The organism is Candidatus Poriferisodalis sp. (assembly GCF_965208895.1).
Lineage (GTDB): Bacteria > Actinomycetota > Acidimicrobiia > Acidimicrobiales > Poriferisodalaceae > Poriferisodalis.
Window position 1 is genome coordinate 618,583 of record NZ_OZ242363.1, and the last position, 26,838, is coordinate 645,420.

27 protein-coding genes and 1 pseudogene are annotated in these 26,838 nt (G+C 65.5%); 12 read left to right on the forward strand and 16 right to left on the reverse strand.

The genetic code is table 11. The features are described 5' to 3' along the window. Positions 1 to 14 precede the first annotated feature (14 nt). The 3 genes from ACOGJB_RS02915 to ACOGJB_RS02925 all read right to left on the reverse strand — a co-directional run bounded on the left by ACOGJB_RS02915 (position 15) and on the right by ACOGJB_RS02925 (position 3,177). On the reverse strand, positions 15 to 845 hold the full coding sequence (locus tag ACOGJB_RS02915) for an enoyl-CoA hydratase (protein WP_419839332.1): 831 nt from the start codon (positions 843 to 845) through the stop codon (positions 15 to 17). A 104-nt stretch (positions 846 to 949) separates the two neighbouring features. Continuing rightward, on the reverse strand, positions 950 to 1,426 hold the full coding sequence (locus ACOGJB_RS02920; protein WP_419839333.1) for a peptidylprolyl isomerase: 477 nt from the start codon (positions 1,424 to 1,426) through the stop codon (positions 950 to 952). Between the two features lie 32 nt (positions 1,427 to 1,458). Beyond that, positions 1,459 to 3,177 (reverse strand): N-acyl-D-amino-acid deacylase family protein, encoded by a 1,719-nt coding sequence (locus ACOGJB_RS02925; protein ID WP_419839334.1) that lies wholly within the window; start codon positions 3,175 to 3,177, stop codon positions 1,459 to 1,461. A gap of 128 nt (positions 3,178 to 3,305) precedes the next feature. Here ACOGJB_RS02925 and ACOGJB_RS02930 point away from each other — a divergent pair, with 128 nt between their 5' ends. Continuing rightward, entirely contained in the window at positions 3,306 to 4,034 is a 729-nt protein-coding gene (locus tag ACOGJB_RS02930) for a hypothetical protein (protein ID WP_419839335.1), read from the forward strand. 1 nt (position 4,035) lies between these two features. On the opposite strand, the gene ACOGJB_RS02935 is transcribed toward ACOGJB_RS02930, so the two are convergent. The 6 genes from ACOGJB_RS02935 to ACOGJB_RS02960 form a co-directional block, all read right to left on the reverse strand. Beyond that, a complete protein-coding gene (locus ACOGJB_RS02935; RefSeq protein WP_419839336.1) occupies positions 4,036 to 4,791 on the reverse strand; it encodes a hypothetical protein in 756 nt (251 codons plus the stop codon). Positions 4,792 to 5,249: 458 nt separating this feature from the next. Continuing rightward, positions 5,250 to 5,972, reverse strand: a complete 723-nt coding sequence (locus ACOGJB_RS02940; protein ID WP_419839337.1) for an ABC transporter ATP-binding protein — start codon at positions 5,970 to 5,972, stop codon at positions 5,250 to 5,252. Further along, positions 5,969 to 6,994 carry a peptidoglycan-binding domain-containing protein gene (locus tag ACOGJB_RS02945; RefSeq protein WP_419839338.1) on the reverse strand — a complete coding sequence of 342 codons (1,026 nt, stop codon included), beginning with the start codon at positions 6,992 to 6,994 and terminating at the stop codon, positions 5,969 to 5,971. Before ACOGJB_RS02945 ends, ACOGJB_RS02940 begins: the two co-directional genes overlap by 4 nt. Before the next feature lie 87 nt (positions 6,995 to 7,081). Beyond that, complete coding sequence (locus ACOGJB_RS02950) at positions 7,082 to 7,711, reverse strand: hypothetical protein (RefSeq protein WP_419839339.1); 630 nt, start codon at positions 7,709 to 7,711, stop codon at positions 7,082 to 7,084. A 95-nt stretch (positions 7,712 to 7,806) separates the two neighbouring features. Then, positions 7,807 to 8,154 (reverse strand): hypothetical protein, encoded by a 348-nt coding sequence (locus tag ACOGJB_RS02955; protein ID WP_419839340.1) that lies wholly within the window; start codon positions 8,152 to 8,154, stop codon positions 7,807 to 7,809. A gap of 176 nt (positions 8,155 to 8,330) precedes the next feature. Further along, entirely contained in the window at positions 8,331 to 9,695 is a 1,365-nt protein-coding gene (locus tag ACOGJB_RS02960; RefSeq protein WP_419839341.1) for a M20/M25/M40 family metallo-hydrolase, read from the reverse strand. Between the two features lie 79 nt (positions 9,696 to 9,774). Between ACOGJB_RS02960 and ACOGJB_RS02965 the strand changes: the two genes are divergently transcribed. The 6 genes from ACOGJB_RS02965 to ACOGJB_RS02990 all read left to right on the forward strand — a co-directional run bounded on the left by ACOGJB_RS02965 (position 9,775) and on the right by ACOGJB_RS02990 (position 15,947). Next, positions 9,775 to 10,914 (forward strand): acyl-CoA dehydrogenase family protein, encoded by a 1,140-nt coding sequence (locus ACOGJB_RS02965; protein ID WP_419839342.1) that lies wholly within the window; start codon positions 9,775 to 9,777, stop codon positions 10,912 to 10,914. Positions 10,915 to 10,967: 53 nt separating this feature from the next. Next, on the forward strand, positions 10,968 to 11,705 hold the full coding sequence (locus ACOGJB_RS02970) for a hypothetical protein (RefSeq protein ID WP_419839343.1): 738 nt from the start codon (positions 10,968 to 10,970) through the stop codon (positions 11,703 to 11,705). A 238-nt stretch (positions 11,706 to 11,943) separates the two neighbouring features. Beyond that, complete coding sequence (locus ACOGJB_RS02975; RefSeq protein ID WP_419840666.1) at positions 11,944 to 12,288, forward strand: cytochrome P450; 345 nt, start codon at positions 11,944 to 11,946, stop codon at positions 12,286 to 12,288. Positions 12,289 to 12,334: 46 nt separating this feature from the next. Continuing rightward, a complete protein-coding gene (locus ACOGJB_RS02980; protein ID WP_419839344.1) occupies positions 12,335 to 13,618 on the forward strand; it encodes an LLM class flavin-dependent oxidoreductase in 1,284 nt (427 codons plus the stop codon). Continuing rightward, on the forward strand, positions 13,615 to 14,469 hold the full coding sequence (locus tag ACOGJB_RS02985) for an alpha/beta fold hydrolase (RefSeq protein WP_419839345.1): 855 nt from the start codon (positions 13,615 to 13,617) through the stop codon (positions 14,467 to 14,469). The genes ACOGJB_RS02980 and ACOGJB_RS02985 overlap by 4 nt, the downstream gene beginning before the upstream one ends. Positions 14,470 to 14,690: 221 nt before the next feature. Continuing rightward, positions 14,691 to 15,947: an ATP-binding protein gene (locus tag ACOGJB_RS02990; protein WP_419839346.1), complete on the forward strand. Its 1,257-nt coding sequence runs from the start codon at positions 14,691 to 14,693 to the stop codon at positions 15,945 to 15,947. A 157-nt stretch (positions 15,948 to 16,104) separates the two neighbouring features. Here the strand turns inward: ACOGJB_RS02990 and ACOGJB_RS02995 are convergent, their stop codons facing one another. The 4 genes from ACOGJB_RS02995 to ACOGJB_RS03010 all read right to left on the reverse strand — a co-directional run bounded on the left by ACOGJB_RS02995 (position 16,105) and on the right by ACOGJB_RS03010 (position 21,245). Next, on the reverse strand, positions 16,105 to 17,019 hold the full coding sequence (locus tag ACOGJB_RS02995; protein WP_419839347.1) for an alpha/beta hydrolase: 915 nt from the start codon (positions 17,017 to 17,019) through the stop codon (positions 16,105 to 16,107). Positions 17,020 to 17,067: 48 nt separating this feature from the next. Beyond that, positions 17,068 to 19,338 carry a penicillin acylase family protein gene (locus ACOGJB_RS03000; RefSeq protein ID WP_419839348.1) on the reverse strand — a complete coding sequence of 757 codons (2,271 nt, stop codon included), beginning with the start codon at positions 19,336 to 19,338 and terminating at the stop codon, positions 17,068 to 17,070. Positions 19,339 to 19,441: 103 nt separating this feature from the next. Further along, a complete protein-coding gene (locus tag ACOGJB_RS03005) occupies positions 19,442 to 20,392 on the reverse strand; it encodes a TIGR01777 family oxidoreductase (protein ID WP_419839349.1) in 951 nt (316 codons plus the stop codon). Between the two features lie 70 nt (positions 20,393 to 20,462). After that, the gene (locus ACOGJB_RS03010) at positions 20,463 to 21,245 is read right to left on the reverse strand and encodes an enoyl-CoA hydratase/isomerase family protein (protein WP_419839350.1); all 783 of its coding nucleotides are present in this window, start codon (positions 21,243 to 21,245) and stop codon (positions 20,463 to 20,465) included. A gap of 174 nt (positions 21,246 to 21,419) precedes the next feature. Between ACOGJB_RS03010 and ACOGJB_RS03015 the strand changes: the two genes are divergently transcribed. The 3 genes from ACOGJB_RS03015 to ACOGJB_RS03025 are packed head-to-tail and all read left to right on the forward strand — an operon-like array spanning position 21,420 to position 23,121. Further along, positions 21,420 to 22,187: a DUF169 domain-containing protein gene (locus ACOGJB_RS03015; RefSeq protein ID WP_419840667.1), complete on the forward strand. Its 768-nt coding sequence runs from the start codon at positions 21,420 to 21,422 to the stop codon at positions 22,185 to 22,187. Positions 22,188 to 22,242: 55 nt separating this feature from the next. Further along, complete coding sequence (locus ACOGJB_RS03020; RefSeq protein ID WP_419839351.1) at positions 22,243 to 22,650, forward strand: VOC family protein; 408 nt, start codon at positions 22,243 to 22,245, stop codon at positions 22,648 to 22,650. 45 nt (positions 22,651 to 22,695) lie between these two features. Continuing rightward, entirely contained in the window at positions 22,696 to 23,121 is a 426-nt protein-coding gene (locus tag ACOGJB_RS03025) for a rhodanese-like domain-containing protein (protein WP_419839352.1), read from the forward strand. Here ACOGJB_RS03025 and ACOGJB_RS03030 read toward each other — a convergent pair. Next, positions 23,118 to 23,666, reverse strand: coding sequence for a DsbA family oxidoreductase (locus ACOGJB_RS03030; protein ID WP_419840668.1), 549 nt, complete (start codon positions 23,664 to 23,666; stop codon positions 23,118 to 23,120). The two genes, ACOGJB_RS03025 and ACOGJB_RS03030, sit on opposite strands and share 4 nt — an antisense overlap. A 56-nt stretch (positions 23,667 to 23,722) precedes the next feature. Continuing rightward, entirely contained in the window at positions 23,723 to 23,863 is a 141-nt protein-coding gene (locus ACOGJB_RS03035) for a hypothetical protein (protein ID WP_419839353.1), read from the reverse strand. Between the two features lie 80 nt (positions 23,864 to 23,943). Between ACOGJB_RS03035 and ACOGJB_RS03040 the strand changes: the two genes are divergently transcribed. After that, on the forward strand, positions 23,944 to 25,200 hold the full coding sequence (locus tag ACOGJB_RS03040) for an acyl-CoA dehydrogenase family protein (RefSeq protein ID WP_419839354.1): 1,257 nt from the start codon (positions 23,944 to 23,946) through the stop codon (positions 25,198 to 25,200). A gap of 35 nt (positions 25,201 to 25,235) precedes the next feature. On the opposite strand, the pseudogene ACOGJB_RS03045 reads toward ACOGJB_RS03040, so the two are convergent. Beyond that, a pseudogene (locus ACOGJB_RS03045) lies at positions 25,236 to 25,388 on the reverse strand (dehydratase); the annotation flags it as partial. Between the two features lie 243 nt (positions 25,389 to 25,631). Between ACOGJB_RS03045 and ACOGJB_RS03050 the strand changes: the two are divergent. Next, positions 25,632 to 26,834, forward strand: a complete 1,203-nt coding sequence (locus tag ACOGJB_RS03050) for a Glu/Leu/Phe/Val family dehydrogenase (RefSeq protein ID WP_419839355.1) — start codon at positions 25,632 to 25,634, stop codon at positions 26,832 to 26,834. The last annotated feature ends 4 nt before the right edge of the window (positions 26,835 to 26,838 follow it).

Sequence of the window (26,838 nt, forward strand, 5' to 3'; positions counted from 1 at the left end):
GCTGACGCGATTGGCTAGCCGTCGGCGACGACCGGCTCGAAGTTGGGATCGCGCTGTTCGACGAAGCTCTGCACGCCCTCCTTGAAGTCGGTGCGCCGCAGCGACTCGCGCATGAGGGCGTTCGACTCTTCAAGAGCGTCGCTGCGGGCTTGATCGAGCTGGCCCCATACCTGCCGCTTGATTTGCGCCATCGACCACGGCGCGCTGTAGCGGCCGAGATCACGGGCGTAGCTGACCGCGGCGTCGAGCAGCTCGTCGCGCGGCACCACCTTGCTGACGACGCCCATCTCCTTGGCTTCGGAGGCAAGGAAGACCCGGCCGGACATGAGGATGTCCAACGCATGGGACGGGCCGACGACACGGGGCAGCATCCACGCCACGCCGTGCTCGGCGATGAGGCCTCGACGGGCGAACGCACTGGTGAACTTGGCCCCCTCGGCGGCGAACCGGACATCGCACATCATGGCGTGGACGAAGCCCAGCCCGGCGCATGCCCCATTGATCGCAGCCACAACCGGCTTGGGAATGGTCAGCGCGTAGTCATGACGCTCGTTGCGCAGCCGTGGCGCATCTCCGCCACTCTCTCCGCCGCCGCTGGAAATGCCCTGCAAGTTGTCCATGTCGGCACCGGCGCAGAAGCCCCGGCCAGCACCGGTCACCACGACGGCTCGGACGTCGGGGTCGGCTGCAGCCCGGTCGAGAGCGTCGAAGTAGCCGGTCCCCAGCTCACCGGTCCAGGCGTTCAGCCGCTCGGGACGGTTCAGCGTGACGACCGCCACGCCGTCGTCAACCTCGTACAGCACTGTGTCATTGGCACTTGGGTCGTTCGTCTGGCTGCCGCTCATCAGAGCCCTCCTTGCAGATACTGCTTCGGACACGCTACTCGCGCGGCCCCCAAGTATTCGGAGGTCGCCACGTCACGAACGCGGCCGGACCTGTCGCTGCCACGTCACGAACGCGGCAGTTCCTCCACGGTCACCGTGTCCATGGTGTCGCCGACTGCAATGGCCAGCGCTACGTCCATTCCTTCCGTCACATGGCCGAACAGGTTGTAGGCGGGCTGCAGTTTGGCGCGGCAGTCGTCGATGCAGATGAAGAACTGGCTGCCGTTGCTGTCGGGCCCGGCGTTGGCCATGGCCACCGCACCCAGCGTGTAGTCGCCCTTGACGGGCTCGTCGGCGAATCGGTACCCCGGGCCTCCACGCCCCGATCCCTCGGGGCAACCGCCCTGGATGACGAATCCGGGCACGACCCGATGGAAGGTGAGCCCCGTGTAATAACCGTCTTGTGCGAGGTTGACGAAGTTGTTCACCGTCGCCGGCGCAAGCTGCGGGTCGAGGTCCATGACGATACGGCCCTTGGACGTGTCGAGCGTGACACGCCAGATCGCATCGGTGTTGATGTTCATTGGGGGTGCAGAAGCCATAAGGCAGCGACGCTACCCGTGAGTTCTAGGGCTCAGTCGGTGGAGCGGAGCGTCCGTCCAGCCAGCGAACCCGTGTGCTCGCAGTCGCGCATGAACACCTGTCCGTTCACCAGCGTGGCCTCATACCCGGCGCCCCGCTGGATGTAGCGGCCCGCGCCGCCCGGGAAGTCGTACACGTACTCAGGACCCGACAGCGACAGGCGATCGACGTCGATGATGTTGACATCGGCGAACCGGCCGGCTTCAAGGCGCCCCCGGTCGACCAGCCCGAACAGGTCGGCAGTGTCCGAGGTGATCCGGCGAACGCCTTCGGGCAGTGAGAAGAACCCGTTGTCGCGCACCCAGTGGCTCAGGAAGAACGTGGGCTGGCTGGAGTCCATGATCTGCCCGACGTGTGCCCCCGCGTCCGCGAGTCCCATGACGATGGACTCATGGCTCAGCATCCGTTCGATCGCATCAAAGTCCTGATTCAGCACCGGCAGGCTGAGCATCACCGTTCCGTCGGAGCGGTCGGTCGCGTCCAGGAAGAGCTCCACCGGGGATACACCGGCGGCCGCGGCCTGCGCTTCGAGGGTGCCCTCGGGTCCGATCCGGTAGTTCGGGTTGACAGCGTCAAGCAGGTACAGCCGGCTCAGATCGACGAGCGAGTTCGCCATGCCCGTCGAATTGGACTCCGACGAGTTCGCCTCGGCCACGAGTGCCGTACGAGTTGCCGGGTCGCGGATCGCGTCGAGGCGTCCGGCGACGTCGAGACTGCGCAGCGAGCGCCACGTCTCGCCCGCTCGATCCCACGGCGTGCGGTGCTGGATGCCCAACACGACACCGATGGCCCGGCAGGTGGTCTGGGGCCGAAGTTGCGCGCCGGCTGCGTTTTGCTCGGAGACGTACCCGAGCACGAGGTCGCTCATCTCCGGCTTGCGGGCCGAGTACACTAGGCCGAACGTGCTGGGCTGGCCGCTGCGCCGCGTGATCTCGCCGAGCACTTCGATCTCGTGGCGGCCTCCCGCGAAATCGGGTCCGGCTGCTTCGAAGCGCGGTGCCGATTCGAACACGCCCCGGCCGTGGCGGCCCAAGACGTCGCCGAATGCGTACAGCTCGTTGTCGTCAGCAAAGGTGCCGGGGATCGGTCGCCCGTCGGGTGTGCGGTGCAGCAGCGTGCGCGACGTCGAGAATCCCAGCGCACCGGCCCCCATCGCCTCGTCCACCAGCTCGCACATTGCTGCGACCTGTGACTCCGACGCGGGGCGCTCGTCGAGGCTGTCGGGGCCCATCGTGTGCCAGCGGACGGCGACATGGCCGACCATGCCGCCGACGTTGAGGCCCTTGGGCATGCCGTCCAGGAAGGCCAGATACTCGCCGTATGAGCGCCAGTCCCATGGCAGGCCCTGCATCATCGATTGCTTCGGGATGTCCTCGACCGACTCCATGACCTCGGCGATGTACTCGATGTCGGTGGTCTTGACGGGAGCGAACGTGACCCCGCAGTTGCCCATGACCACCGAGGTAACGCCGTGCCAGCACGAGCTCGAACCGATGGGGTCCCACGCAAGCTGGGCGTCGAGGTGAGTGTGGATGTCGACGAAACCGGGCGTGACGACCTTGCCGGCTGCATCGATCTCTGTGCGCCCGGACGCCTCGACCTCGCCGACGGCGGTGATCCGTTCGCCGTCGATGGCGACATCGGCGACGCGGGCATCGCCGCCGGTCCCGTCGACCACCAAGCCGCCTCGAATGACTGTGTCGTGGGACATCGCGCGCTCCCCTTCGTATGAGGTCTCGACCGCCGAGCTTACGCCCGCAGCAGGGCTGCCTGCCGGTGTCGCCGCGCCCCGGTGCTGGCTTCGGTACTCTCGACTGGATGCCGACTCCCCTGAGGGGTGTGACTGGAAGGGTGACTGCCGTGCACCAACTCGACTCCCCACGCAGCTTGACGCGAGGCAACTCCGCACGATGGCGTGCTCTTGCCGTGGCGCTGGCCGCTGCGATGCTGGTCAGCGCTTGCGGTCTGCTCAGCGATGACGAAACCGACGCGACCACGACGACGGCCGCCGACGACGAGATGATGTCGGACACGGAAACCGAGACATCCACCGTCGTCACGCCTGCGCCGACGACCGCTGCCGACGACGCCATGGCCACCGACAACCCGTCGGGTTCCAACGTGACGCTCGAATCGAAGCTGTCGACTGCAGGTCTGGGGCCGGTGCAGATCGGGCAGTCACTCGAAGACGCTCGCACGGCCGCTGATTCGCTGATGATCGCCGTCCCGGGCGGCACTGACGCCTGCCGCTACTTCACGGTCCAGAACGGCCCTGCGGGCATCCGGTTCCTGGCCGTCAATGCGGAGATCGTGCGAGTCGACATCGACTCCGGTCCGATCACGACGATCTCCGGCTACGGCATCGGCTCCACGAGAAGCGAGATCATCGAAGCCTTCGGCGACAGGATCGAAGACGGGCCCGGACTCTCAGCGATCCAGTACGTGCCGGTTGACGCTCCAGATGTCGACAAGCGCGTCGTGTGGGAAGTCGACGAAGCAGGTGCGGTGATCTCGCTGCGCGCCGGCCGCCTCCCGCACATCGAGCCGCGGGTGGCCTGCACCGGCTGATTCATCGATCCTTCATGGCATCGATGGGCCGAGCCGTCGGCACAGCAACCGCGGCAAATACACCTGCGACTAGTGACGCACAAGTCGCTGCGAGCAGCGACGGGAGTGCCGGTGCCCACACGTACTGCCCGGGGTCGACGGTGGCGACGGTGACCGCGGCGATGCCAAGCGAGATAAGCACACTCCAGCCCATAACGAGCACGAATTCTGCTGCGGCGATTGATCGGACCTCCGACCTCCGCGCTCCCAAGGATCGATAGAGCGCGAGTTCCGACCGTCGCGTCCAAAGCACCAAGGCGCGCAACGCCAATGCGACAGCCGCGACGACTATCCACAGGTGTCGCCAAGGGCGCTCGCGGTACAAGTCGTCGCCGGTCTGCAATCGTTCAGCACCGAGTACTACACGTCGATAGGTCAATGTCTCATCGGCGAGCACCGTGGCGATCGGGGCCGTGTACCCGCTCAACAACTCTCCCTCGAGGGCGATGAGACAGCTTTCGGCGCTGCCAACCGGCGGGACCAAGCGCAGCATGGCACTCCGATAGCCACGGCCGAGCGCCTCCAGCGGAGCACCAGAAACAACTCTGACGTCGTGTTTAGCGAGTGCGCGCTCAGTGATGAGTGCGTCGCCTGCCGACATCGAGTCGCTGGCTCTTGCCCGGGCACCGCCCCGGTCCGCTACGTCATTACCCAAGTCCACAATCACGTCGCTGCGAAGCGCAATCGAGGCGCCCATGGCGAGTCCATTAGCGTCCATGTGCGAAGGCGACATCAGCAGCCTGTCAAATACGGAACCGTTCCTGGAGCTCGAGCCGTCCCACCATGCAGGATCGATGGTATCAAGCACGGCGAAAATCCCAGCTGTCGCGCCCGACTCGTGCACAACCGCGTTCGGGGCCTGCCGGATTGACGTCGGCCTGAGCGCGCCCACGCTACCTGCTGCGGTCACACCGCTTGAATGAACCAAGCGCTCACAGTGCTCCCGTGAGATGCGCTCAACCGTGCTATTGCCATCCTCGGCACCGAAGACCGCCAAGACGTGGTAACCGTCAATCCGGAGCGACGCGCTGCGTTGCGCCGCGTCGGCAGCGCTGGTCCACTCTGCCACAAAGACGGCAGCGAGTCCGGCTCCGATCACGAGAACCTGCATCCACGTTGCCAGGCGTCCACGCCAGACGTTCTGTGTCGCTTCGCGCCACACGGCGCGAGCACGCATTACCGCTGCCGCCGAACTTCGAACACTCCAGGTACTTGCCGCTCCGCGTCGGCCGCTGGTAATCCGGACAGGGCCGTGTCGTGCGTCGGCCGCAAGAGTGTCAGGCCGCTGTCGGATAAGACGTAACAACGATTGCACAGACGCGCAATGTCGCGGTCATGCGTCACGAGGACGAGAATCGAGTCCTGGCAGCTTGCAAGCAATGAACGAACGGCTAGCCCAGAGAGGCGCGCGTCAAGCTGAGATGTGGGCTCATCTGCGAGTACAACCGGCCGCCGAGCTGCAATGGCGCGAGCAATGCTGAGGCGCTGCAATTCGCCTCCCGACAGGTGGCGAGCGCGCGCTTCGGCTTGCTCCGAAAGCTCAACAAGCCGAAGAGCATGACTGACCCTCTCGTCTGCTTCCCCGGCCTCAACACCTGCGAGCATCAGTGGCACTGAGACGTTGTCCGCGACGGTCCGATTCGGGAATACTGCCGCGAATTGCAACACCCATGCACATTGCTGCGCAACAGGCAATAGCGAGTGATCGGACGGTCGTTCATCACAAACTTCGACACGACCTGTGCTCGGTCGGAGCAAGTCGCCAGCAATCGCCAAGAGTGTTGATTTTCCGGCACCCGACGGACCCACAACGGCAACCGACTCGCCGCTGCTGACGCGTAGATTCACCTCGGCGAACAATCGTCGTTCGCCGATGGTATGGCCGACTCCTGTCATCATGAGCCGCAACGAACCTGACCAGTCTGCTGAGGGTCGAGCATGACGCGGATATCTATGGGCAGGGATCTTTCTATATAGGACACTCCGCCGCTGCTGGCGCGTACATCAACGAGGTGCACTGCGTCATCCTCATCTATGACACACGTCGAGCCCCCGAGGCCCACGAGCACCGCACGCGTCGGTACCGACTGTCGTTCGATCGGATTGGCTCGCATTACCACACCCCGCACCGGCTCTTGGGCGACACGAGGCGGCAAAGATTGCAGGTGCGCTGCGAGGTTCGGCAAGGTTGCGTCCAGTACATTCGCGCTTCGATCCAATTCGAGAAGCGGACCACCGTTGACCTGAAATACCCAGCGGTTTGGGGCTTCGACGGATGTCTCACCCACGGACAGTTGCACCTTCGCCGAGGTGACCGACTCGGGTTCAAGCAGAAGTGGCATATCGGCCCTGACGCGATCGCCTAGGCCAACCTGCAGCACAACGTTGGTGTGGTCAGCCGGGACCCATGCGACGTAGTGCGGTTGGAATCGCCCCGTTTCGGCACGTCCGCTCGCCATCTCGAACGCGCTCACTCCGTGCTGCATTCTTGGTCCGTATATCAGGTGAGCAGGGCTCTTGAGATAGCCTGCTGCGTATAGGAATGCCGCCACATCGGCAACATCATCGCCATGCTCGCCCGACTCCAGAACGCGATAGGGAGGACTCTCGGAAACTAGGGCGTGCCGAGTGACACCGTCGAGGTCGAGAACAGCTTCCGCCATGCCGAGTCGGCCAGCGCGGAAGTGCACCGCAGTAACGATTCCCTCAAGACCGAGCGAGCTAACGATACGCGGCTCACTTCTGGTGACTTCCACCACGGCAGGCTGCGGTTCACGGCTTTGTTCGATACCAACAAGCGCGAACTGGCGGCCACGAGCGGAAGCGAACGCCTCCGTTGCCGCATTGTCGCGCCACACCAATAGCAAGGCCACGACCGCCGCCAATACTGCACACGACAGCCCGATCAGCGCACCACGCATCGCGAGCCCTACGCTGCCCTCAGGAGACTACTACCGCGCATCGCCTCGGGATCGGAGGTGTCACTCGGCCATCGCGGCGGGCACGACTCACTCGCAATCACCCGTCATCACATAGTCCGAGTATTGCGTCCAATACTCGCGCTCCTCGGGGTCTTCCTGCTCGCCCGTTAGGTGATCCGGTACTTCGATCCCAAACCGCTCCAAGCAGGGCACCACGTCTTCCTCAAACCAGCGCACGCTTTCGGCCCGTCGCTCCTCATGCACGTCAGGGTCGCGTGTCTGGACCCATGCGTCGATACGCGCGAAATGCCACGAATTGCATTTGCGAACGATATCTGCGTGTTCGTCGCTATAGCCGTAGCGAATCAGTCCGGTCCGCGCATCGCGACCGCGCTCAATGACGTCGGCTCCGAGGCCACGTGAGCATGAAACAAATGCTTCGTAGGCGGCGACGTACTCATCGTCACTTACACGTTCGTCCTGTAGCGCTTCGATCTGACGTTGTATCGCTGCGGATTCCTCTGTCGCCTCAGTAGAAGTTGTGCTCGTAGGCAGTCCGTCTGACACAAGCGTGTCTTGATCTTGGGACTCTTGGTCGTGAGACTGCAATGGTTGCGTCCCTGGTGTGTTTTGCACAAGCTGCGTGGACGCCGTCGCCTCGGTTGCCGTCGCACCGCCGCAGCCTGCGGTCGCGAGCGATAGCACGGCAACAGCCAAGTGGACACCGACGCAACGGACCGGCCCGCGCCGTTTTGCTGTATTGCATCGAGCCTGGCTCCGGTCAAGACAGGCTGCGCTGCGAGCGTACTGGATCACCCGTTGAGCCAGCCGACCGAGTGATAGTTGTGTACGGTTGTTCCCGGGGTCAGCTTGACATACCAGCTATTGCTCCACTTCGTGCCAAACCAAACGAACTCGCCGATATCAGCATCAAATACAAGTGCGTCGGTGCCGATCGCACTGCACGAGTCGCCCTCATCTCGCGTCCACGAATAGCGATCTGTGTAACCGCCAGTGAAGTCGCAACTGGCCGCGTGTGCCGCCGGTACCGCAAGCGCAAGTATGGATGCGGCAGCGAATAATGCCGCTGCGGTTCCCTGCATGGCATGACGGGTCCATGAATGTTTGATCATTTTGTCCGGCTTGAATCTGCTGTACATCCTCGCTCCTTGCGCCAGAATATACGCTTACGTCTACTAAACGTTTGTTTAGTAGACGTAAGCGTATCACTGTTCAGCAACGTGCGTGACCATCAGGCGACGAGTCCGTCGTGCCCGACTGGCGATCCGGTGTCCAAGCGTGCGTGCTCGTCGTCGTGCGCGCCGCGTGTGCCCGCTCAGCTCGCGGCGATATCGCCCAGGTTCTCGATGACGTCGATCCACAGTTGAGTCGTGAGCGCCAGCGATTCGGTGTCGACGCGCTCGTCGTTTCCGTGGAATCGCAGCATGAAGTCGTTGGAGTTGACCCGGTCGCTGAACAGACCGGCCCCGTAGGCCACGGAGCCCTTCAGCCGGAAAAACCGAGCATCGGTCGCGCCCACGATGAGCTGCGGGATCACAGGTGCACCTGGATGCGCCTTGGCCACGAGGTCGCTCAGCAACTGCCACATCGGCGTGTTCGTCGGCGAGAAGCTGGCCGGGTCGTCGTGAAGATGCTCGATCTCGACCTCGTCGAAGAGTTCGCCGAGCGCGGCCCGCAGGTGCTCGTTGACCTCGGTGGGGTCACCAGGTGCCGTGCGAATGTCGACTTCGATCTCCACCTTGTCGGGGATGATGTTCGTCTTGTTGCCCCCGCCGACGACGTTGGGGCTGAATGTGGTGTGGCTGCACGCATGCAGGTGACGCGCCAGGCCCGGTGAATCGATGCCGGCCACCGCGTCGTAGACCTGGGCCGGATCGAGCAGCGCTTCGCGGGTCTCGTCGTCGACGCGCAGCGTCGAGACGTGGTGCTGCCACATCTCGGTGAGCTGGGGGGCCGGCCGGTATTCAGCGATCCGCCGGACGATCTCGGCCGCCTTGATCAGGGCATTGTCGGTGCCGAACGGCATGGAGCCATGACCGGGTGTCCCGCGGACGGTGAGTCGGCGCCAGCCGATGCCCTTCTCGCCCGCTGCGAGCGTGATCTTGGTTCCCTGTGGCGTGTGGTTCGGCATCCCGCCGAACTCGGTGAGGACGTAGTCGCACTCGATGGCATCCCAATGGTGCTCCGCCATCCATTTGGCGCCATAGGTGCCGCCGGCTTCCTCGTCGGCCACGCCGAAATAGATGACATCTCCCCGTGGGCGGTAGCCGCTGCGAGCGATGTGGCGGAATGCCACAGCCATGGACGACGTGAGGTTGAGCATGTCGACCGCGCCGCGCCCCCACACCTCGCCTTCGACGAGTTCGCCGCCGAAGGGGTCACGGCTCCAGCCGTCGGCGTTGACGGGCACCACGTCGGTGTGGCCCATCAGGCACAGCTTCGGTGCGGCTGGGTCGGTGCCGGTGATGCGTGCCACGAGGGATCGGCGGCCCGGTTCAGACTCGAAGCTCTGCAGGTCCACGTCGGGGCCTTCGAGATAGGTCTCGAGCAGGTCGCTGTTGCGCACCTCTTCTCCCGATTCGACCGTGCCGTCATTGACGCAGGCATTGCGGATCATCTGCTGCAAGAGCTCGATGGTCTCGTTGGTCAGCGCTGGATTGGTGTGGTCAAGGTCGGCCATGGCAGCGATGCTAGGGCTGGCGCGTCACCCCACGGCTACCGTGAGGGCAGCGAATACAGCAAGGGACACTGCGAAGCCGATGAGCACGACACTTGAGGCCCAAGCCACCGGAAACGAACTCGACGCCTTCCGTTCGGAGGCTGTGCAGTTTCTGGCCGAGGCGGTCGATTCTGGTGTGGCTTGCCCTGCGTACGGGGCGATCCTGGTGCCGGCGATGCACGACCAGGCACGGCGATGGCAGCGGTACTGCTACGACCACGGCTGGGCCGGGCTGCATTGGCCCACCTCGGTCGGCGGCCAAGGGCTGAGCCGGGCGCACACCGGCGTGTGGATGGAGGAGTGCGAGCGAGCGGGCGTCGCGCCCTACCTGAACCTGCAGGGAATCGTGCTGGCCGGCGAAGCCATCCTGCGCACCGGCACCCAGCGCCAACGCGAGCGATTCCTGCACCCGATCCTGACCGGGGAGATGCTGTGGTGCCAGCTGTTCAGCGAGCCCGGTGCGGGGTCTGACCTCGGCGGACTCGGGACGGCCGCTGTTGCCGACGGCAGCCGCTTTGTGCTGAACGGCCAGAAGGTGTGGTCGTCGAATGCGCAATTCGCCGAGTACGGCATTCTGATGGCTCGCACGGAGCCCGACGCGCCCAAGCACCGCGGCATCAGCTTCTTCTTGCTCGACATGACGCTGCCCGGTATCGAGGTGCGGCCGATCACCCAGATGACCGGTGATCGCGAGTTCTGCGAGGTCTTCTTCGAAGATGTCTCGATACCGGACGACGCTCTGCTGGGCGAGCGCGGCGGCGGCTGGGGCGTCGCGATGGCGGTGCTCTCCGACGAGCGGGGCGGAGCGGGCGCCTCGGGAGTCATCAGCCTGCGCAAGCGTCTGACCAAGATGATCGAGGCGGCAGGCGACACGGGGCCGCTCGGGAGGCAGTCGCTTGCCGATCTGCTCGCCCGTGGCAGCGCCCTCGCTGCGCTCATGGAGCTGCACGGCGCCGATCCACGCATGGCCCCGGTGTCCAAGCTCGCGAACAGCGAGCTCGGCTACGACGAAGTCGCGATCGGTGCCAGCCTGCGCGGCGCTGAGGCCATGCTCGATTCGCCCGAGACCGAGGCGTTCCTGTACGCACCGGGGATGCGCATCGCGGGCGGCACCAGCGAGATCCAGCGCAACATCATCGGTGAGCGAGTGCTGGGACTGCCGCGCGAGCCGTCCCCGTAGGGTCTGCAGTTGGCCGACGAAACGCAGCCGATTCGTCGTTGGGGGTGACCGACGTGGCAGACACGACTGAGGCTGAGCGGGAGGCGTGGCGGGCCGGTGCCGGTCGACATCCCGAGCGGGAACAGGCAGTCTTCGGCGGCGGTGTCCCGCCGGCGGCCGAACTTGCCCTCGAAGACATCAACCCGCTGAACCCCCACCTGTTTCGCGACGACCGTTGGCACGATCACTTCGCGCGCCTGCGCCGGGAAGATCCTGTCCACTTCAACGAGCTGGGCTCCGCGGGTCGCTACTGGTCGGTGACCAAGTGGGCTGACGTCCGCGCCGTCGAGAGCGACCACGAGACGTTCTCGTCCGCGCACGGCATCGCGATCGGGCCGCCGATCGACCGACAGTCGTCCGACTCGATACAGCTCATGGCGTTCATCGCCATGGACCCGCCCGAGCACACCCGCCAGCGCCGCACGGTGCAGCCGATGATGGCGCCGAGCAATCTGCGAAACCTCGAGCCGCTCATCCGTGAACGTGCGGCTGCCGTGCTCGACTCGCTCCCTGAGGGCGAGACATTCGACTGGGTCGAGACGGTGTCGGGAGCTGACCACGCTGATGCTGGCAACGCTCTTCGACTTCCCGCTGGAAGATCGGCGCAAGCTCACCCGCTGGTCCGACGTCGTCACGACGCTGCCCGAACCCGGTGGAGTGGTGGAGTCCGGCGCTCAACGGCGCGAGGAGCTCGCCGAGTGCCTGTCGTATTTCGAAGGGCTCTGGGAAGAGCGGCGGGCCAACCCGGGTGACGACATGATCTCGATGCTGGTCCACGGCGAGGCCACACGCCACATGGCCGCTGCCGACCAGCTCGGCAATCTGCTCCTGCTGATCGTGGGCGGCAACGACACCACGCGCAACACGATGTCGGGCAGCGTGTATGCGCTCAACAAGTTCGGCGACCAGTACGACAAGCTCAGCGCGAATCCCGAACTCGTCGCCAACTTCGTTCCCGAGATGATCCGCTGGCAGACGCCGCTGTCCTACATGCGGCGAACCGCCACGACCGACTGCGAGATCGGAGGCCGCCAGATCCGCAAGGACGACCAGGTGCTGATGTGGTACGTGTCAGCCAACCGGGACGAAGATGTCTTCGGCGACAATGCTGACGATCTCGACGTCGAGCGCCACAACGCCGATCGTCACCTCTCATTCGGCTACGGCTTCCACTACTGCTTGGGCAGCCGGCTGGCCGAATTGCAGCTGCGGGTCTTGTGGGAGGAGATCCTCCCGCGCTTCAATCGGATCGAGATCCAAGCCGAGCCTCAGCGCTCCTTCTCGTCGTTCATCCACGGCTACACCCACCTCCCCGTCCGAGTCGCTCGCCGTTAGCCCACACTGTTGTCTCGCTGAGTCCAGTCACCCAAGGAGTCCCCACATGACCGTGAAGTTCTGCTGGTTCAACCTGATGCCGTGGCCGGACCTGCCCGACGACTTCAAGACCGAACACCGTTCGGTATGGGTGGACATCGACGGGTCGTTGTTCGATCCCGAACGCGCCAACGGCGTCTACCACGAGTACATGGACCAGCTCGAGTTCGCCGACGAGCTCGGCTTCGACGGCATCGGCGTGAACGAGCATCACCAGAACGCCTACGGCATCATGCCGAGCCCCAACATCATCGCGGCAGGGCTTGCGCGGCGGACCTCACAGGCGGCGATCTGCGTGATCGGCAACTCGATCGCGCTGTACAACCCGCCGCACCGGGTAGCTGAGGAATTCGCCATGCTCGACTGCCTCAGCGGCGGTCGGCTCGTAGCGGGCTTCCCGGTGGGCACCCCAATGGACACCAACTTCACCTACGGGCAGATCCCTGCGCTGACCCGTGAGAAGTACTACGAGGCGCACGACCTGATCATGGAGGCGTGGACCAACCCTGACGTGTTCGCCTTCGACGGCAAGTACACCCAGCTTCGGTACGTGAACTGCTGGCCCAAGCCGATCCAGCAGCCGCACCCGCCGATCTACATCCCCGGCGGCGGCTCGATCGAGACTTGGGACTTCTGTCTCGAGCACGAGTACAACTACTCCTACCTCAGCTTCAATGGCTATCTGGCGGGCCAGACGCTCATGGATGGCTACTGGAACCGGGTGGCCGAGATGGACAAGTCGATGACGCCGGGCCGCGCCGGGTTCGCGCAGATCATCTGCACGGCGGCCACCGACGCTGAGGCCGAAGAGCTGTACAGCGAGCACATGCTGTATTTCTTCAACCGCTGCCTGCATGTGTTCCCCGGCTTTGCCGACCCGCCGGGCTACCGAACCGTCAAGACCATCCAGGCAGGCAAGCTCGACCAGTTCCGCAAAGAGAACCAGGCACTGTTCAAGCGGCTGACCTGGAAGGACCTCGTCGAGGGCGGCTACGTGATTGCAGGCTCGCCGGACACCGTGCGCGAGCGCATGGAAGACATGATCAAGCGGCTCCGCGTGGGCACCGTGTTCTGCCTGCTGCACATGGGCAACATGCCCGACTGGAAGACCCGCTACTCCAGCCAGCTGTTCGCCGAGAAGGTCATGCCGGGCCTGCGTGGCATCTGGGGCGACGAGTTTGCCGACGCGGAGGACTGGTGGTGCAATCCCATGGACGAGCGGGTTCGTCCCGAGGACACCATGGCCGACGCCCGCCGCTACCCCGAGGCTCCCAAGGGCCCAGTGACATGAGCTCGACCGAGACAGCACCTGCGCCAGCATTCGAAGAATTCGTCGTCACGACTCGGCGCTCGGTGACTGCACCCGTGCGGGTCTATGAGCCTGCCGGCGGGGCGTCTGCCGGTACGGCGACGGTGCTGGCACTGCACGGCGCCGGTGGATGGCTGCCGGGCGAGCCCGTGCTCGACGGCCTGGTCGAAGCCGGGCTGCGGGTGGTGGCACCGGTGTGGCCGGCCTGGAGCGAGCACGGCGACGAGGACCGCCTCTCAGGCATGCAGGATTTTGCGCTGCACGGCTGGGATGTGGCCACTGAGATGGGGCTGCTGGAGGGCGACGGCGAGCTGCACCTGTTGGGCCATTCGATGGGCGGCATGATCGCGGCAGAGATGGCCGCTCTGGCACCTCAGTCAGTTGCGCGCATGGCCCTGCTGTGCCCTGCGGGGATGTGGCTGGGCGATCACCCGATCCCCGACATCTTCGCCATGCTCCCCTACCAACTCGCTGAGGTGCTCTTCGCCGATCCCAACGTGGGCGAGGAAGTGCTGACTGGCGGTGCCGACTTCTCCGACAATGAGACGCTGACGCGGTTCATGGTGGCCCGCGCCCGCCAGCAGGGCATGGCCGGCAAGATCCTGTTCCCGATTCCCAACCGAAGGTTCTCCGAGCGGGCCTACCGGGTGACGGTGCCCACGCTGATCGTGTGGGGACGCCAGGATCGGCTGATCCCGCCGCCCTACGCAGACGCATGGCAAGCGGCATTGCCCGAGGCCAGCGTCGAGTTGGTCGACGGTGCCGGGCACATGCTGCCCTACGAGCAGCCCGCCGCCGTCGTGGCGGCCGTCACGGCCCATCTGCAGGGCTAGAAGGACGCCGCCAGGAAACCAGCAGCCTCTGCGAGCGGCTCGTCGGCTGAAGCCAACTGGACCTTGCCAGCACTGCCAGAAACCCCACCGCTGGCAACCCGGCCTTCGCCGACTGTGCTGGCGGCGTGGCGCGTCGTCGACTGGGCGCGGCGTCTGTGCTAGAACTGCGTTAATTCCCGTGTATGCACGCCATTGCATGTATTGCTCGCTAGAATGTCCCAATGACCTCCGAGTACCTACCTCGGCATGTCGATGCCTTGCTCGCTGAGTGCTTGACCGAGTTCCCGGCGATCATGCTCGTCGGACCGCGTGCCTGCGGGAAGACCACCACCGCCGCTCGGCACGCCGCCACGGTGCTGAGGCTCGACACCGAAGCGGGATCCAACGCACTGCGGTCGGATCCCGACGCCGCCCTGAGAAACCGGGCCGAACCGATACTGCTCGACGAGTGGCAGGAGTTTCCGGCCGTCATGGGCGCCGTGAAGCGCGCAGTGGACACCGAGCGGCGACCGGGTCGCTTCATCATCACCGGTTCAGCGCGTTCCAACACCGACGAGCGACTCTGGCCCGGCACTGGGCGCGTCGTGATGCTGCCCATGCACCCCTTGACCGTTGCGGAGGCCTCGGGAACAACCATTCGTCCCTTCATCGACCGGGTCGCAGCCGGCGAGGAGTTGGCCGGCAGCACGCCGCCGTGCGACATTTCTGACTACCTGAAGCTCGCACTTCGAGGCGGCTTCCCTGAGCCCGTCCTCGAACTTGGCGAATCCGGCGCACAGCGCTGGCTGGCAAGCTACGCCGACCAGGTGGCACTTCGTGATGCACGCTCCCACGCCGTCGCGCCCGATTCGAGTCGCGTGCGTCGATACCTGGAGGCACTCGCCATCAATTCGGCCGGCACACCCCAAGACAAGACTCTGTACGAGGCGGCCGGCATCGACCGTCGCACGGCCCAGTCCTACGAACAGCTACTGAGCGACCTCGTGGTGACCGACCACCTCAACGCTTGGTCGACGAATCGGCTCAAGCGCTTGAGCCGGACCGCCAAGCGCTACTTGGTCGACTCCGGGCTGATGGCCGCGATCCTCGACGTGGACCGTGAGGATGCCTGGGGCGACGGCGTGTTGCTGGGCGCGCTGGTCGACACTTTCGTTGTCGCTCAGCTTCGGGCCGAGTCTGCTGTCTCCAACATGCGCTACCGGCTCTCGCACCTGCGAGACCAGAACGGTCGGCGGGAAGTCGACGTCATCGCCGAACTGCCAAGAGGGCGTCTGGTCGGCATCGAGATCAAGGCGGCGGCCAAGGTGCGCCGAAGCGACGCTCGCCACCTGATCTGGCTCCGAGACTCGGTGGGCGACATGTTCGTCGCCGGTGTGGTGCTCTACGCCGGCCACGACACCTTCGAACTCGACGACCGCATTGTCGCGACACCGATATCGGCACTCTGGACTGCAACCAACGGCCCACCGCCTGGATGAATTCGGCGACGACGACATCCCCAATCCGCACTAGGAGCGACCTCAGCTGACGTGCCGTTGAGGAATCCGCGAGCACCGAGCCACTTGGCAGTCGATATGCCAGAGTTACACGCAAGTATTCTGCAAGCGGCGCTGTTTGACGCCTTTGTCGCCGCCGTCACCGCGAATCCGCCGGGCTGAAGGCTGCTGCCAGGAAACCAGCAGCCTCTGCGAGCGCTTCGTCGGCCTCGGGCAGCGCGTGGTACTGCCAAGTGTGCCACATGCCTTCCCAGAGATCGAGAGTCACGGCAACACCGGCTGCCCCGGCCCGTCGCCGGAATTCGCGGGCCTGGGCTGCGAGCGGCTCATCGGTCGCCGCTTGGACGAGCACAGGCGGCAACCCGCCGAGTGCAGCGCGCAGCGGCGACAGGCGAGGGTCGGCTGGGTTTGCGTTGCCGGTGTAGGAGTCGATGAGGCGGCGTCCCTCGTCATCGGCGAGCCGATTGCCCGGCACGGACACGTGGTCCAGCAGGGGGCTGAGCAGCGCAACTGCGGCAGGCGGCACGCCCTCCGCAGCGGCGATGACGGCGGCGCTGAGTGCGAGCGCTCCCCCAGATGAGTCGCCGGCGAGCGCCACCGGGGAGTCACCGGCGGCGAGTGCGAGATACACGGACAGGACATCGTCCAGCGCCGCTGGGAATGGGAATTCGGGCGGTTGGCGGTAGTCCACCGAGACCACTCGCAGACCGCTAGCTGCGAGGCGGGCGGTGATCGGCATCGCAACAGCCGCGCTGCCGAGCACGTAACCGCCGCCGTGCGCATAGACCGCGATCGGCGGGTCGGTGCCGGGCGATGGGCCGGCGGCCAAGCATGGGATGCCGCCGATGACCTCTCGACGGTGTGGCTCCGCAGGATTGTCGTCTTCGCCCCACATGGCATTGGTCGCAGCCCGCCAGTTCGCGACCGCAGCATGGTCGGTTAGATCGGGCATCCGGATCGGCACCGACGGCTTGCGCCGGGCCTTGTACGCGATGGCTTGGGGAGACAATCGATGCTCGCAAATGGGTGGCGCAGCGTCCCCGTCGGTGCTCACGTTGGCTGGGCCGCGGCGCATGCGCAGCGGCAGTGCGGCAACGTGGGCCTAGATCTCGTACTCATGGGCCGTGACCGAGGCCACTGCTTGCGGGCTGTAGGCCATCGGGATCAGCTCGCAGTCGAGCCACGCTTGTCGCTGGTCGAGGTCGTGGCCGCTGCCGCGCACGCCCGACACGCCGTGCGGAACCACCCAGCCGGACTGGTCCCAGTCGTCGAGATCGAACGCGTAGCGGGCGACCGAACCGTGAATGGCCCGCTCCCCTGTCTCAGGCGCCGTACCGCCCTGGCGCACGGTGTCGCCGTCGCCCGCGCAGCCGTCGACCGGCGGGTGAAGGTCCCGCGCCGCGGCAAGCGCTGAGGCCAGAGGGTGAGGCGACGCCATTCGGTGCACCCGTCCCCACTCCCACAATTGGGGGTCTGGGCCGAGCCGCTGTTGCAGTTCAGCCGCGGCCTCGTCGACGCAAGCGCTGGCAGCCATGCGCCGTGCGATGGGGTTGTCGAGCCCGGGCACCACGTCGAGGTTTCGCTCGCAGAGCATGCGAGTGGCGGCGCCTGCGGCCATACGGCTCGCTTCAGCGGCGGGTGGCCACCCTACTGCTCCCAGTTCGGCGCCTGAGATGCCGAGCCGCTCGACGATGCCTTCGATGAGACGGCGCTTGATGACTGCGTAGACGGTCGCCGGCGCCGAGTCAGCGGTCATGGCGTGGTCCCAGTCAGCCAGCATGTCGAGCAACGTGTGCGACAACTCGTGGCCGCACTCGACTGCGTACTCCATGATCAGACCGAGCACTCTGGGGGCCACGAGCGAGGTCACGTCGGCGTGGATGGCGCTCATGTCTGCAACGGTTGCGTCGCTCATGGGCGCCAGCAATTCGCAGATGCGGTCATGGCGGCTCGGTCCGGCGAAGTCCAGCGAGATGAACGGGCCGCCATCGGCCGTGCGGTTGTTGGCGGTCACCAGGTAGCCCCTCGCAGGATCGCTCCATTGGGGCAGTTCCTCGAAGGGCACTGGCGCCAAGCCGTCCCAGGCGAACTCGTCGGTGCCGGGGACGGGGGTCCATCGGCTCGCCGGAGATCGCTCGATGACGCGGCCCCGGATCTTGAAAGCGATCGCACCGGAGCGATCAGCCGCCAGCAGGTTGTTGACGGGCAGCACCCACGGCCGGACGGCCTCGATCAGCTCAGGCGTCGAACGGGACACCAGCATCGGCCAGATCGCGTCGAGCGTCGTGTCGGCACCGAACATGCCGGTCCACTGCATCGACAGCGCTAACCCGTCGGCGGGATCGCCGAGCACCACCGGACCTCGGGGCGTCGCCCCGCACAGCACCTCAACCGTGCCCTCACCACGGATCTCGAGTTTCTCGGTTCGCCACGGCTCCCCCAGCGCGGAACCCTCCTCGAATCGCTCCACGAACACGTCGGTGTCGTCGCACATGCCATGGGTGATGCCCCAGGCGACCTCCGCGTTGTGGCCGAAATGTGGGAAACCCGGCACGCCGGGGAAGCCCATGCCGATTGCATCGAATTCGTCGCAGCGCAGGTGGCACTGGTGATACACGTTCGGGAATTCGATGCCTCGGTGCGGATCGCCGGCGAGCAGCGGCCTGCCGCTCGCAGTGCGCCCGCCGCTGAGCGCCCATGAGTTGGATGCACCGTCGGAGTCCATAGCCGCCGCCAAGGCCGCCATGTCCGCTGCGCTCGCGTCGAGCACGCTCGCTGCGTCGGCGAGCAGATCGGGGCGGGGAGCATCGCCCGGCACCATCGCAGCGTCGGCTTCGATGTCGCCGACGGTGGCCATCACAGCATCAGGGCCAGCCTGGGCCATGATGCGCCCGCGCCACAGCTTGCGCGTGAGCGTGCCCATGAAAATGTGGCGCAGCTTGTAGACCGCCACGCAGTGCCACGGCTCCCAGAGTTCGGGCGGTGCCGGATGGCGCTCAAACTCGGGCGGCAGCGCTTCGGCGTGGTCGGCGAGCCAACGGTTCACGCCCCTGGCGTAGGCCTCGCACATCGCTCGGGTGCGGGTCTCAAGCGCTTCGTAGTCGGTCTGGGAGATCGCGGCGAGTCCGAGCCGGCGGAAGAAGGCATCCTCGCGAGCTCCGGCCATGCCGACGACCTCGGACCAGCGTCCCATCGCCCGGCGTCGGTCCCACTCCATCTGCCAGATCCGGTCACCGGCCGCCACCCAGCCCTGCGCTGCGAATGCCGCCTCGGCCGTCTGGGCCTCGACGTGGGCGATCCCCCACTGATCCCTCCGGACGGTCGCGCCGAGAGCGCCCTCGGCGCCGCCTTGTGAATCACTGCCGTGAGTCATGGCGGCCACGCTAGAACGCCGGGCTGTAATCGACAGCGTGTTCGCCGCCGCCCCAGAACCGCCACAACCACGCCAACGAGACCCAACAGCGTGATCGCCGCCTCTACAGAGCTGCTGCGAGCGCGGTCTCCAAGTCGGGATCGGCGAATTCGAACCCGTCCTCGGTGAGCGCGTCGGGAAGCACTCGGGTGGAATCCAGCAGCAGCGCCTGGCCCATCTCGCCCAGCGCTGCCCGGATGGCGAACTGCGGTGCCGGTATGAACGACGGGCGGCGCAGCGCCGCGCTCAGCGCCCGCTGGAAGTCGCGCTGGCGGACGGGGTTCGGGCCCGTCAGGTTGAACGCCCCATCCACATCGCTGTCGATGAGATGGCGGATGGCCCGCACTTCGTCGTCGAGGCTGATCCAGCTCCACCACTGGCGGCCGTCGCCGAGCGGACCGCCGGCACCGAGCCGCGTGATCTTCGCCATCCGCTCGATGGCCTCGGCCCCAGGCCCGACTACCAGGCCGGTGCGGATGCGCACGAGACGCACACCAGCGTCGGGAATCGGCACCGCAGCCCGTTCCCATTGCTTGCAGACCTCAGCCAGGAAGCCATCGCCGGGCAGCGACCATTCGGTCAGTTCCTCTTCGCCCCGATTGCCGTAGAAGCCGACGGCAGATCCGCTGACGAATACCGACGGCTTGGCGTCGAGCGAACGGATGGTGTCGGCCAGCAGCTTGGTGGACTCGACACGGCTCGACATGATCGCTGCCTTCTTGCGAGCCGACCAGCGTCCGCCGATGCTCTCCCCGGCCAGGTGAACAATTGCATCGAGCCCTTCCAGCGCGGCTGCGTCGATCGTCCCGGCGGCCACGTCCCACACGACTGTCTCGCCCGCTGTGCTTGACGCGCCTGTCGCAGCTGTCGTGCTGCCAGATCTTGCGGCGCTGTCAGCAGCTGCGATCGGACCCGGGCTTCGGGACACGCCCACTACTTCGTGGCCGTCGGCCCGCAGGCTCGCTGCGAGTGCTTTGCCGATCAGTCCACGAAACCCTGTGATCGCGATGCGCATGACACTCATCATGTCGCGCCTCGCGACCCTTGGAAGATCGCAGAAGGCGGCTTGGCGCCCCCAAGCCGGCTCAGCGCCCCGTGAAGTTCCCAGGCCGGCGCTCGGACACAGCCTTCATGCCCTCGCGGGCGTCCTCGGTGCCTGACAGCCGCAGCTGTTCGGCGGCCTCTCGCTGGGTGATCTCGCGCACTTTGTCACCCAGGCCCAAGCGCAGGGTGGCCTTGATGGCGCGCACGGCCAGCGGGGCGTTGGCTGCGATCTCTCGGGCCACCTCGACGGCACGGTCTCGTACCTGATCGGCCGGCACGCATTCGTCAGCCAGGCCCAGCTCGACCGCCTCGTCGCCCTTGTAGCGCTTGGCGCCCAGCAGCACCTTCGCAGCGCGCTCAGGCCCCAGCAGCAGCGGCATCGTGACGCTCATGCCGAAGCCCTGATGAATCCCCAGCGAGGCGAAGTTCGCACAGAACCGAGCCTCGGGGCAGGTGATGCGGATGTCGGGCACCATCGCGAGGCCCAGCCCGCCGCCGATGGCAGGGCCGTGAATCGCTCCCACGATCGGCAGCGTCACATCGAACAGCCGACCAGAGCCCTGGTACAGCTGCAGCGTTGCGCTGCCGCCGACCTTCTCCTCGGCGCCGCCGCCGACCCCCTCGCCGCCCAGATCGGCTCCTGCACAGAACGAGCGGCCATCGGCAGCCAGCACGGCGCAGCCGATGCTCATGTCCTGCTCCAGCTCCACCATGGCGTCGGCGATGTCATGCACCTGGCGGTAGCTCAGGAAGTTGTGCGGCGGGCGATCCATGATCACCAGCCCGACACGCCCGTCCCGCTCGATTCTCAGTCCATCTGCCATTGCCCCGTCTCCCGTCACTCGGTCTGCGCTCGCTCGGCGGCTCACGCTAGTGGTCGCCGAACTAGCGTGACCCTGCGACGACGGCGGGCCTGTGAATCCGGGAACGACAGGGCAGCCGGACGAGAGGGAGAAGCCGTGGCCCAGACCGATGCAACGACCGAGACCGCAGCGCATGTGCGAACCGCGTCGATCGATTGGGACGAACTGCTGGGCAGACTGCAGGCCGTCCTTCGGCTGCGCACCACGCCAATCGGCATGAAGCTCTTCGAGACCGTCGAGGACATGGAAGCGGTGCCACGTGTGCGCCGCCCCAACGCCATCCATACCACCGACCAGATCGTGGGCATGGCCTGCCGCCTCAACTGGACGGTCGGCTTCACGATGGACGACCTCGTCGGCGCCCAATGCGGCGCGGTCATCGGGCTGCATCCCCAGGACGACAAATGGCTGTCTGGCGACCGCATGGCGGGGGTGTGGTACGAGACGCTGGAAGACGCCTCCGCGCACCAGCACGCCATGGATTTCGTGCCCTACGGCACCTACGAGGCGATGGTCGTCTCGCCGCTGTCGTCGAAGCGACTCGACCCGCCCGATGTCTGCATGATCTACGCCACGCCGGCCCAGATGATCATCTTCATCAACGGCCTGCAGTGGCGGGAGTACAAGAAGCTGGAATGGGGCTGCGTGGGCGAGTCGGCCTGCGCCGACTCGTGGGGCCGTGCGCTGCGAACCGGTGAGCCGAGCGTGTCGATCCCGTGCTTCGCAGAACGGCGCTACGGCGGCGTGATGGAAGACGAGATGCTGGTTGCGCTCACGCCTGAGGATCTGGTTGTCGCCGTGGAGGGCATGGAGGCGCTGGCACGCAACGGCCTGCGCTACCCGATCCCGACATACGGCATCCAGACCGACGCCCGAGCCGGCCTGGGCGTCAGCTACGACTGAACACACGGATCAACCGGCCAGATCACGCGCGAAATAAGCACAGACAGGGGACAACGTGGCACTGCAACCGACCAAAGAGGGCTTTGACCTCGGCATCGTCACCAGCAACGGCGATGAGATGCTCGCGTTCTACCGTGACGTACTCGGGCTCGAATTCGAGGCGACGCTGAACATGGAGCAGGTGGGCATCGCCCAGATGCATCGGCTGTGGGCGAACAAGAGCCTGCTCAAGCTGGTGGTGCCCGTCGCGGACGTGCCCGCTGGCGTTGCCGGCGGCATCACCGGCGGCACCGGGTTGCGCTACTTCACGTTCACCGTCGGCAACTTTGAAGAAGTGATGACCGCGTGCGAGGACGCCGGGGCCAACATCATCTGGCGCCGGCTCGAAGCACGGCCCGGCGTGGTGGTCGGGATGGTCGAGGATCCCGACGGCAACTGGGTTGAATTCATCGACAACCCCTGAGCGTGAGAAGCTCGCGCGTCAGGGCGGCGTTTGGAGCGATGAGCAGTGCCTGAACGGCAGCGCAAGACAGTCCACGACTTGCTGGCCGAAGCGCGCTCGGGGTTGGAGCGAGTCGTTCCTGCCGAGCTGGCCGATCTGATGAAAGCTGCGGACCACGCCGAGGGCGAGCGACTACGCGTCATCGACATACGGCCACGCGAAGATCGAGAACGGACGGGCATCATCGAAGGCTCGGAGCACATCGGGCTGCTGGTGCTGCAGTGGCGCCTCGACCCGGCGTCAGGCGCCTCGGAAGGAACCGCTGCGGGCTTGGACGACCATGTGGTCGTCGTCTGCAATCAGGGCTACAGCTCCAGCCTTGCCGCAGGCCAGCTGCAGCAGATGGGCTTTGCCCGCGCTACCGACCTCGACGGCGGCGTCGAAGGCTGGATCGAAGCCGGTTTGCCCGTGGTGCCGCCGCCCCGCGCTTAGCCTGCGTCGGGCGCGGGTCGCTCACGCAGGCGCCTGATGACGTCGGTCATGAAGTCGTCGTCCTGCGCTCCTGGGATGACGAGCCGGCCGTCCAACAGCCAACTGGGCGTGGCACTGATGCCCCACTCATTGGCCCGGGCCATAGAGGCCCGCAAAGCCGGCATCAACTCGTCGTTGGCAACCACTCGTCGCAGAACGTCGGGATCAATGGCGACGTCGGACGCCAAGCCGACCAGCACCTCAGGATCGGCGACGTCCAGCTCCTCTTCCCAGTACGCCGCGTAGAGTCGGTCGTGATAGCGCTCGGCGGCCTCGGGGTCGGCATGCTCGACCGCCAGAGCCGCCTGATGCGCCTTTGCGCTGTTTCGGAGGCGCTTGGGCGTCACGAATCGGATCCCCTCGGCCTCCGCAAGCGCCTCCACACGCTCGAAACTCATGCGGATTTCGACTCCCTCGACGGGCACTTCGGGATGGATTTCGTAGGCCAGCCAGGTGATGTCGAGATTGTGACGCTCTGCGAGAGGGGCCGCCCGGGCCCGTGCCAGATGGCACCACGGTCACAGGTAATCCGACCACACCAGCACGGACATCGCCGATGCCGTCACCACTCTGCCCCTTCGTCGTCTTCCTCACTCCTGCCAGCGGCCTCGCCATCGTGCACGACGAATCCTTGGCGCTTGCCCTCGACAAAGCGCTCGACATCGGCAAGGCCAGTCATGATCTCGTCGAACGCTTCGCCCATCTGGACCTCCTCCACACCATCGTCGCACACCGGCCCCGCAGCCCGGCGGGCGCCACAGGCGGGCCAGTAGCTTGCCGCGCATGGACTTCACCATTCCCGACGACATCGCGCAGCTGCTCGGTGACCTCGACACGTTCATCGACGACGTCATCAAGCCCATTGAGAACGAAGACGACAACATCCGCTTCTTCGACCACCGACGAGAGGACTCGCGCACCGACTGGGAGCGCGACGGTCTGCCTAACGCGGAATGGGAAGCGCTACTGGTTCGTATGCGCAAGGAGGCTGACGAGGCCGGGTTCCTGCGCTGGCACCTGCCCGAACGCTTCGGCGGCAGCGACGGCACCAACCTGGGCATGGCCATCATCCGAGAGCACCTGGCGCGCCGCGGTCTCGGCCTGCACAACGACCTGCAGAACGAGAGCTCGATCATCGGCAACTTCCCCACCGTGCTGATGATGGAGCGCTACGGCTCACCCACCCAGCAGGAGTACTGGATCCCCAAAATGCTGGAAGGCCAGGCCCGCATCGGTTTCGGTCTGACCGAGCCGCTGCACGGCTCCGACGCCACCTGGATGGAGACCAACGCCGTGCGCGACGGTGACGAGTGGGTCATCAACGGCGAGAAATACTGGAACACCGGGCTGCACCACGCGACCCACGACTACATCTTCGCCCGCACCTCAGGGAACCCCGGCGAGGGGCACGGCATAACGTGCTTCATCGTCCCGGTGGACTCACCGGGGTTCAAGGTCGAAGAGTTCATGTGGACGTTCAACATGCCCACCGACCACGCCCATGTGCGCCTCACCGACGTGCGGGTCCATAACGACGACATCTTGGGCACCGAGGGCCGAGGACTGCAGACTGCGCAGCTGTTCGTGCACGAGAACCGGATCCGCCAGGCGGCATCGTCGGTGGGCGCCGGCTTGCACTGCATTGACGTGGCCGTCGACTACGTGAAGAACCGCACTACCTTCGGCAAGCCGCTGGCGCAGAACCAAGCCATCCAGTTCCCGCTGGCCGAGCTCTACACCGAGGCAGAGATGATCCGGGCCCTCATCTGGAAGACCGCGTGGGAGATGGACGAGGGTGTCGACCACATGGAGATCACCGACAAGGTGGCCATGTGCAACTACCGCGGCAACCGGTTCTGCTGCGATGCGGCGGATCGGGCCATGCAGAGCTGCGGCGGCAACGGCTACGGACGCCGCATGCCCTTCGAGCACATCTACCGGCACCACCGCCGGTACCGGATCACCGAAGGCTCAGAAGAGATCCAGATCCGCAAGGTCGCCGGCAAGCTGTTCGGCTTCGCCGGAAGGGCGAAGGGCTAACACAGCGCCGGAAGGGCGAAGGGCTAGCCGGCTGATCAGTCGTCGAGGCGGGCGGTGGCCTGGCCGGTGAACCGCACGCCGTAGTAGGTGAGGCGGCCGTCGCCGACGAAGTTGGTGACCATGCGGCCGGTCATACTCATGGTGAGCATCCCGTGTGCGAACACCGTCGGGTAGCCCGTCACTTCGGCGACGCTGGGACTCCGGCAAGTTTCCCCTCAACGCCGTAGCACTTCCTCAACGGCCATAACCGCGGAATCCAAGGAGCACCACTTGCTCGAACCGATAGTTGGTCGATTCGTCAGATTCTGAGGCGCGAAACGTACAAGACCGACTGGTGTCAACCAACCCACAATGGGGAAATGCTCGAATCCCCGACGAAAGCGAGCCATTGGACTGGTACTTCCTCAGATCTTTTCTCGTCAGCTTGGCGAATGGCCGGATTTGACACAGATCTCATCAACATTCTGAACTCGGTCCAAACCGAGGTCACAGTCGATTTCCCCGTACGCATGAACACGGGCGGCATTCGGATGTTTCGCGGCTATCGCGTTCAGCACAACGATGCGCTGGGTCCCTACAAGGGCGGCGTGAGATTCCATCCTGATCTCACGATTGCTGAACTGCGGGAGCTTGCGAGGCTGATGACACTCAAGTCCGCCTTGCACGGCTTGCCATTCGGCGGAGCGAAGGGAGGCGTCGTCGTTGATCCCAATGTGCTGTCCGACACCGAGCTGGAGCGCGTGGTACGTCGCTTCACTCATGCATTGGGCCCCAATATCGGGCCGGACCACGACATCCCGGCGCCAGACGTAGGCACAAACGACCGCTGTATGGCGTGGATCATGGATACGTTCGTCCAGAGTTCGGCGTCGGGCGCGAAGCACAGTGGCGCCGGCGTCGTCACGGGCAAGCCAGTTGCAGTAGGCGGCAGCTTCGGTCGTGCGTCAGCGACCGGGCAGGGACTGGTCGTGTCACTCGGGTACTTCGTCCGCCAGCTGAACCTCGAACTCGAAGGACTGAAGTGCGCAATCCAGGGCTATGGGAATGTGGGTCGCCACGTCGCCGAGGGCCTCGCTGAACAAGGAGCTTCGGTTGTCGCGGTGTCTGATGCACATGGGGCGATCCAAAGCTGCCGCGGACTCGACATCGGAGCATTGAACGAGCACACCTCCCTAGCAGGCACCGTGCACGGTTTCCGCGGTGCCGAAGCGATCCCGCAGGACCAGATCTTCGAACTCGATGTCGACGTCCTTGTCCCCGCAGCACTCGGCGGGCAGATCACACAACGAAATGCACTCGACGTCAGGGCGAATTTCATCGCAGAGGGCTCCAACGGGCCGATCGACATGCAGGCTGGAGCTGCGCTTGAGTCCGCGGGCGTGATGGTGATCCCGGACATCCTCGCCAATGCCGGCGGCATCATCGTGTCGCACGCCGAGTGGATCCAGAACCGAACCGCCGAACGGTGGCCGCTTGAACGAGTAGAGGAAGCGTTGCACGGCAAGATGCTGGAGGCATCCGCACGCGTGTTCAAGACCGCATCCGAATTTCGATGCAGCTGGCGTTTGGCGGCTTATGTAGAAGCAGCACGCGCACTTAACTCCGGCTACGAATACCTCGGCATCTTTCCCTAGCCTC

Bases quoted from the DNA above. Each gene is read 5' to 3' on its own strand.
- ACOGJB_RS02915 (WP_419839332.1), bottom strand. From the start codon at position 845: ATGAGCGGCAGCCAGACGAACGACCCAAGTGCCAATGACACAGTGCTG.
- ACOGJB_RS02920 (WP_419839333.1), bottom strand. From the start codon at position 1,426: ATGGCTTCTGCACCCCCAATGAACATCAACACCGATGCGATCTGGCGT.
- ACOGJB_RS02925 (WP_419839334.1), bottom strand. From the start codon at position 3,177: ATGTCCCACGACACAGTCATTCGAGGCGGCTTGGTGGTCGACGGGACC.
- ACOGJB_RS02935 (WP_419839336.1), bottom strand. From the start codon at position 4,791: ATGGACGCTAATGGACTCGCCATGGGCGCCTCGATTGCGCTTCGCAGC.
- ACOGJB_RS02940 (WP_419839337.1), bottom strand. From the start codon at position 5,972: ATGATGACAGGAGTCGGCCATACCATCGGCGAACGACGATTGTTCGCC.
- ACOGJB_RS02945 (WP_419839338.1), bottom strand. From the start codon at position 6,994: ATGCGTGGTGCGCTGATCGGGCTGTCGTGTGCAGTATTGGCGGCGGTC.
- ACOGJB_RS02955 (WP_419839340.1), bottom strand. From the start codon at position 8,154: ATGTACAGCAGATTCAAGCCGGACAAAATGATCAAACATTCATGGACC.
- ACOGJB_RS02960 (WP_419839341.1), bottom strand. From the start codon at position 9,695: ATGGCCGACCTTGACCACACCAATCCAGCGCTGACCAACGAGACCATC.
- ACOGJB_RS02965 (WP_419839342.1), top strand. From the start codon at position 9,775: ATGAGCACGACACTTGAGGCCCAAGCCACCGGAAACGAACTCGACGCC.
- ACOGJB_RS02975 (WP_419840666.1), top strand. From the start codon at position 11,944: ATGCGGCGAACCGCCACGACCGACTGCGAGATCGGAGGCCGCCAGATC.
- ACOGJB_RS02980 (WP_419839344.1), top strand. From the start codon at position 12,335: ATGACCGTGAAGTTCTGCTGGTTCAACCTGATGCCGTGGCCGGACCTG.
- ACOGJB_RS02985 (WP_419839345.1), top strand. From the start codon at position 13,615: ATGAGCTCGACCGAGACAGCACCTGCGCCAGCATTCGAAGAATTCGTC.
- ACOGJB_RS02990 (WP_419839346.1), top strand. From the start codon at position 14,691: ATGACCTCCGAGTACCTACCTCGGCATGTCGATGCCTTGCTCGCTGAG.
- ACOGJB_RS03000 (WP_419839348.1), bottom strand. From the start codon at position 19,338: ATGACTCACGGCAGTGATTCACAAGGCGGCGCCGAGGGCGCTCTCGGC.
- ACOGJB_RS03005 (WP_419839349.1), bottom strand. From the start codon at position 20,392: ATGCGCATCGCGATCACAGGGTTTCGTGGACTGATCGGCAAAGCACTC.
- ACOGJB_RS03010 (WP_419839350.1), bottom strand. From the start codon at position 21,245: ATGGCAGATGGACTGAGAATCGAGCGGGACGGGCGTGTCGGGCTGGTG.
- ACOGJB_RS03035 (WP_419839353.1), bottom strand. From the start codon at position 23,863: ATGGGCGAAGCGTTCGACGAGATCATGACTGGCCTTGCCGATGTCGAG.
- ACOGJB_RS03040 (WP_419839354.1), top strand. From the start codon at position 23,944: ATGGACTTCACCATTCCCGACGACATCGCGCAGCTGCTCGGTGACCTC.
- ACOGJB_RS03050 (WP_419839355.1), top strand. From the start codon at position 25,632: ATGGCCGGATTTGACACAGATCTCATCAACATTCTGAACTCGGTCCAA.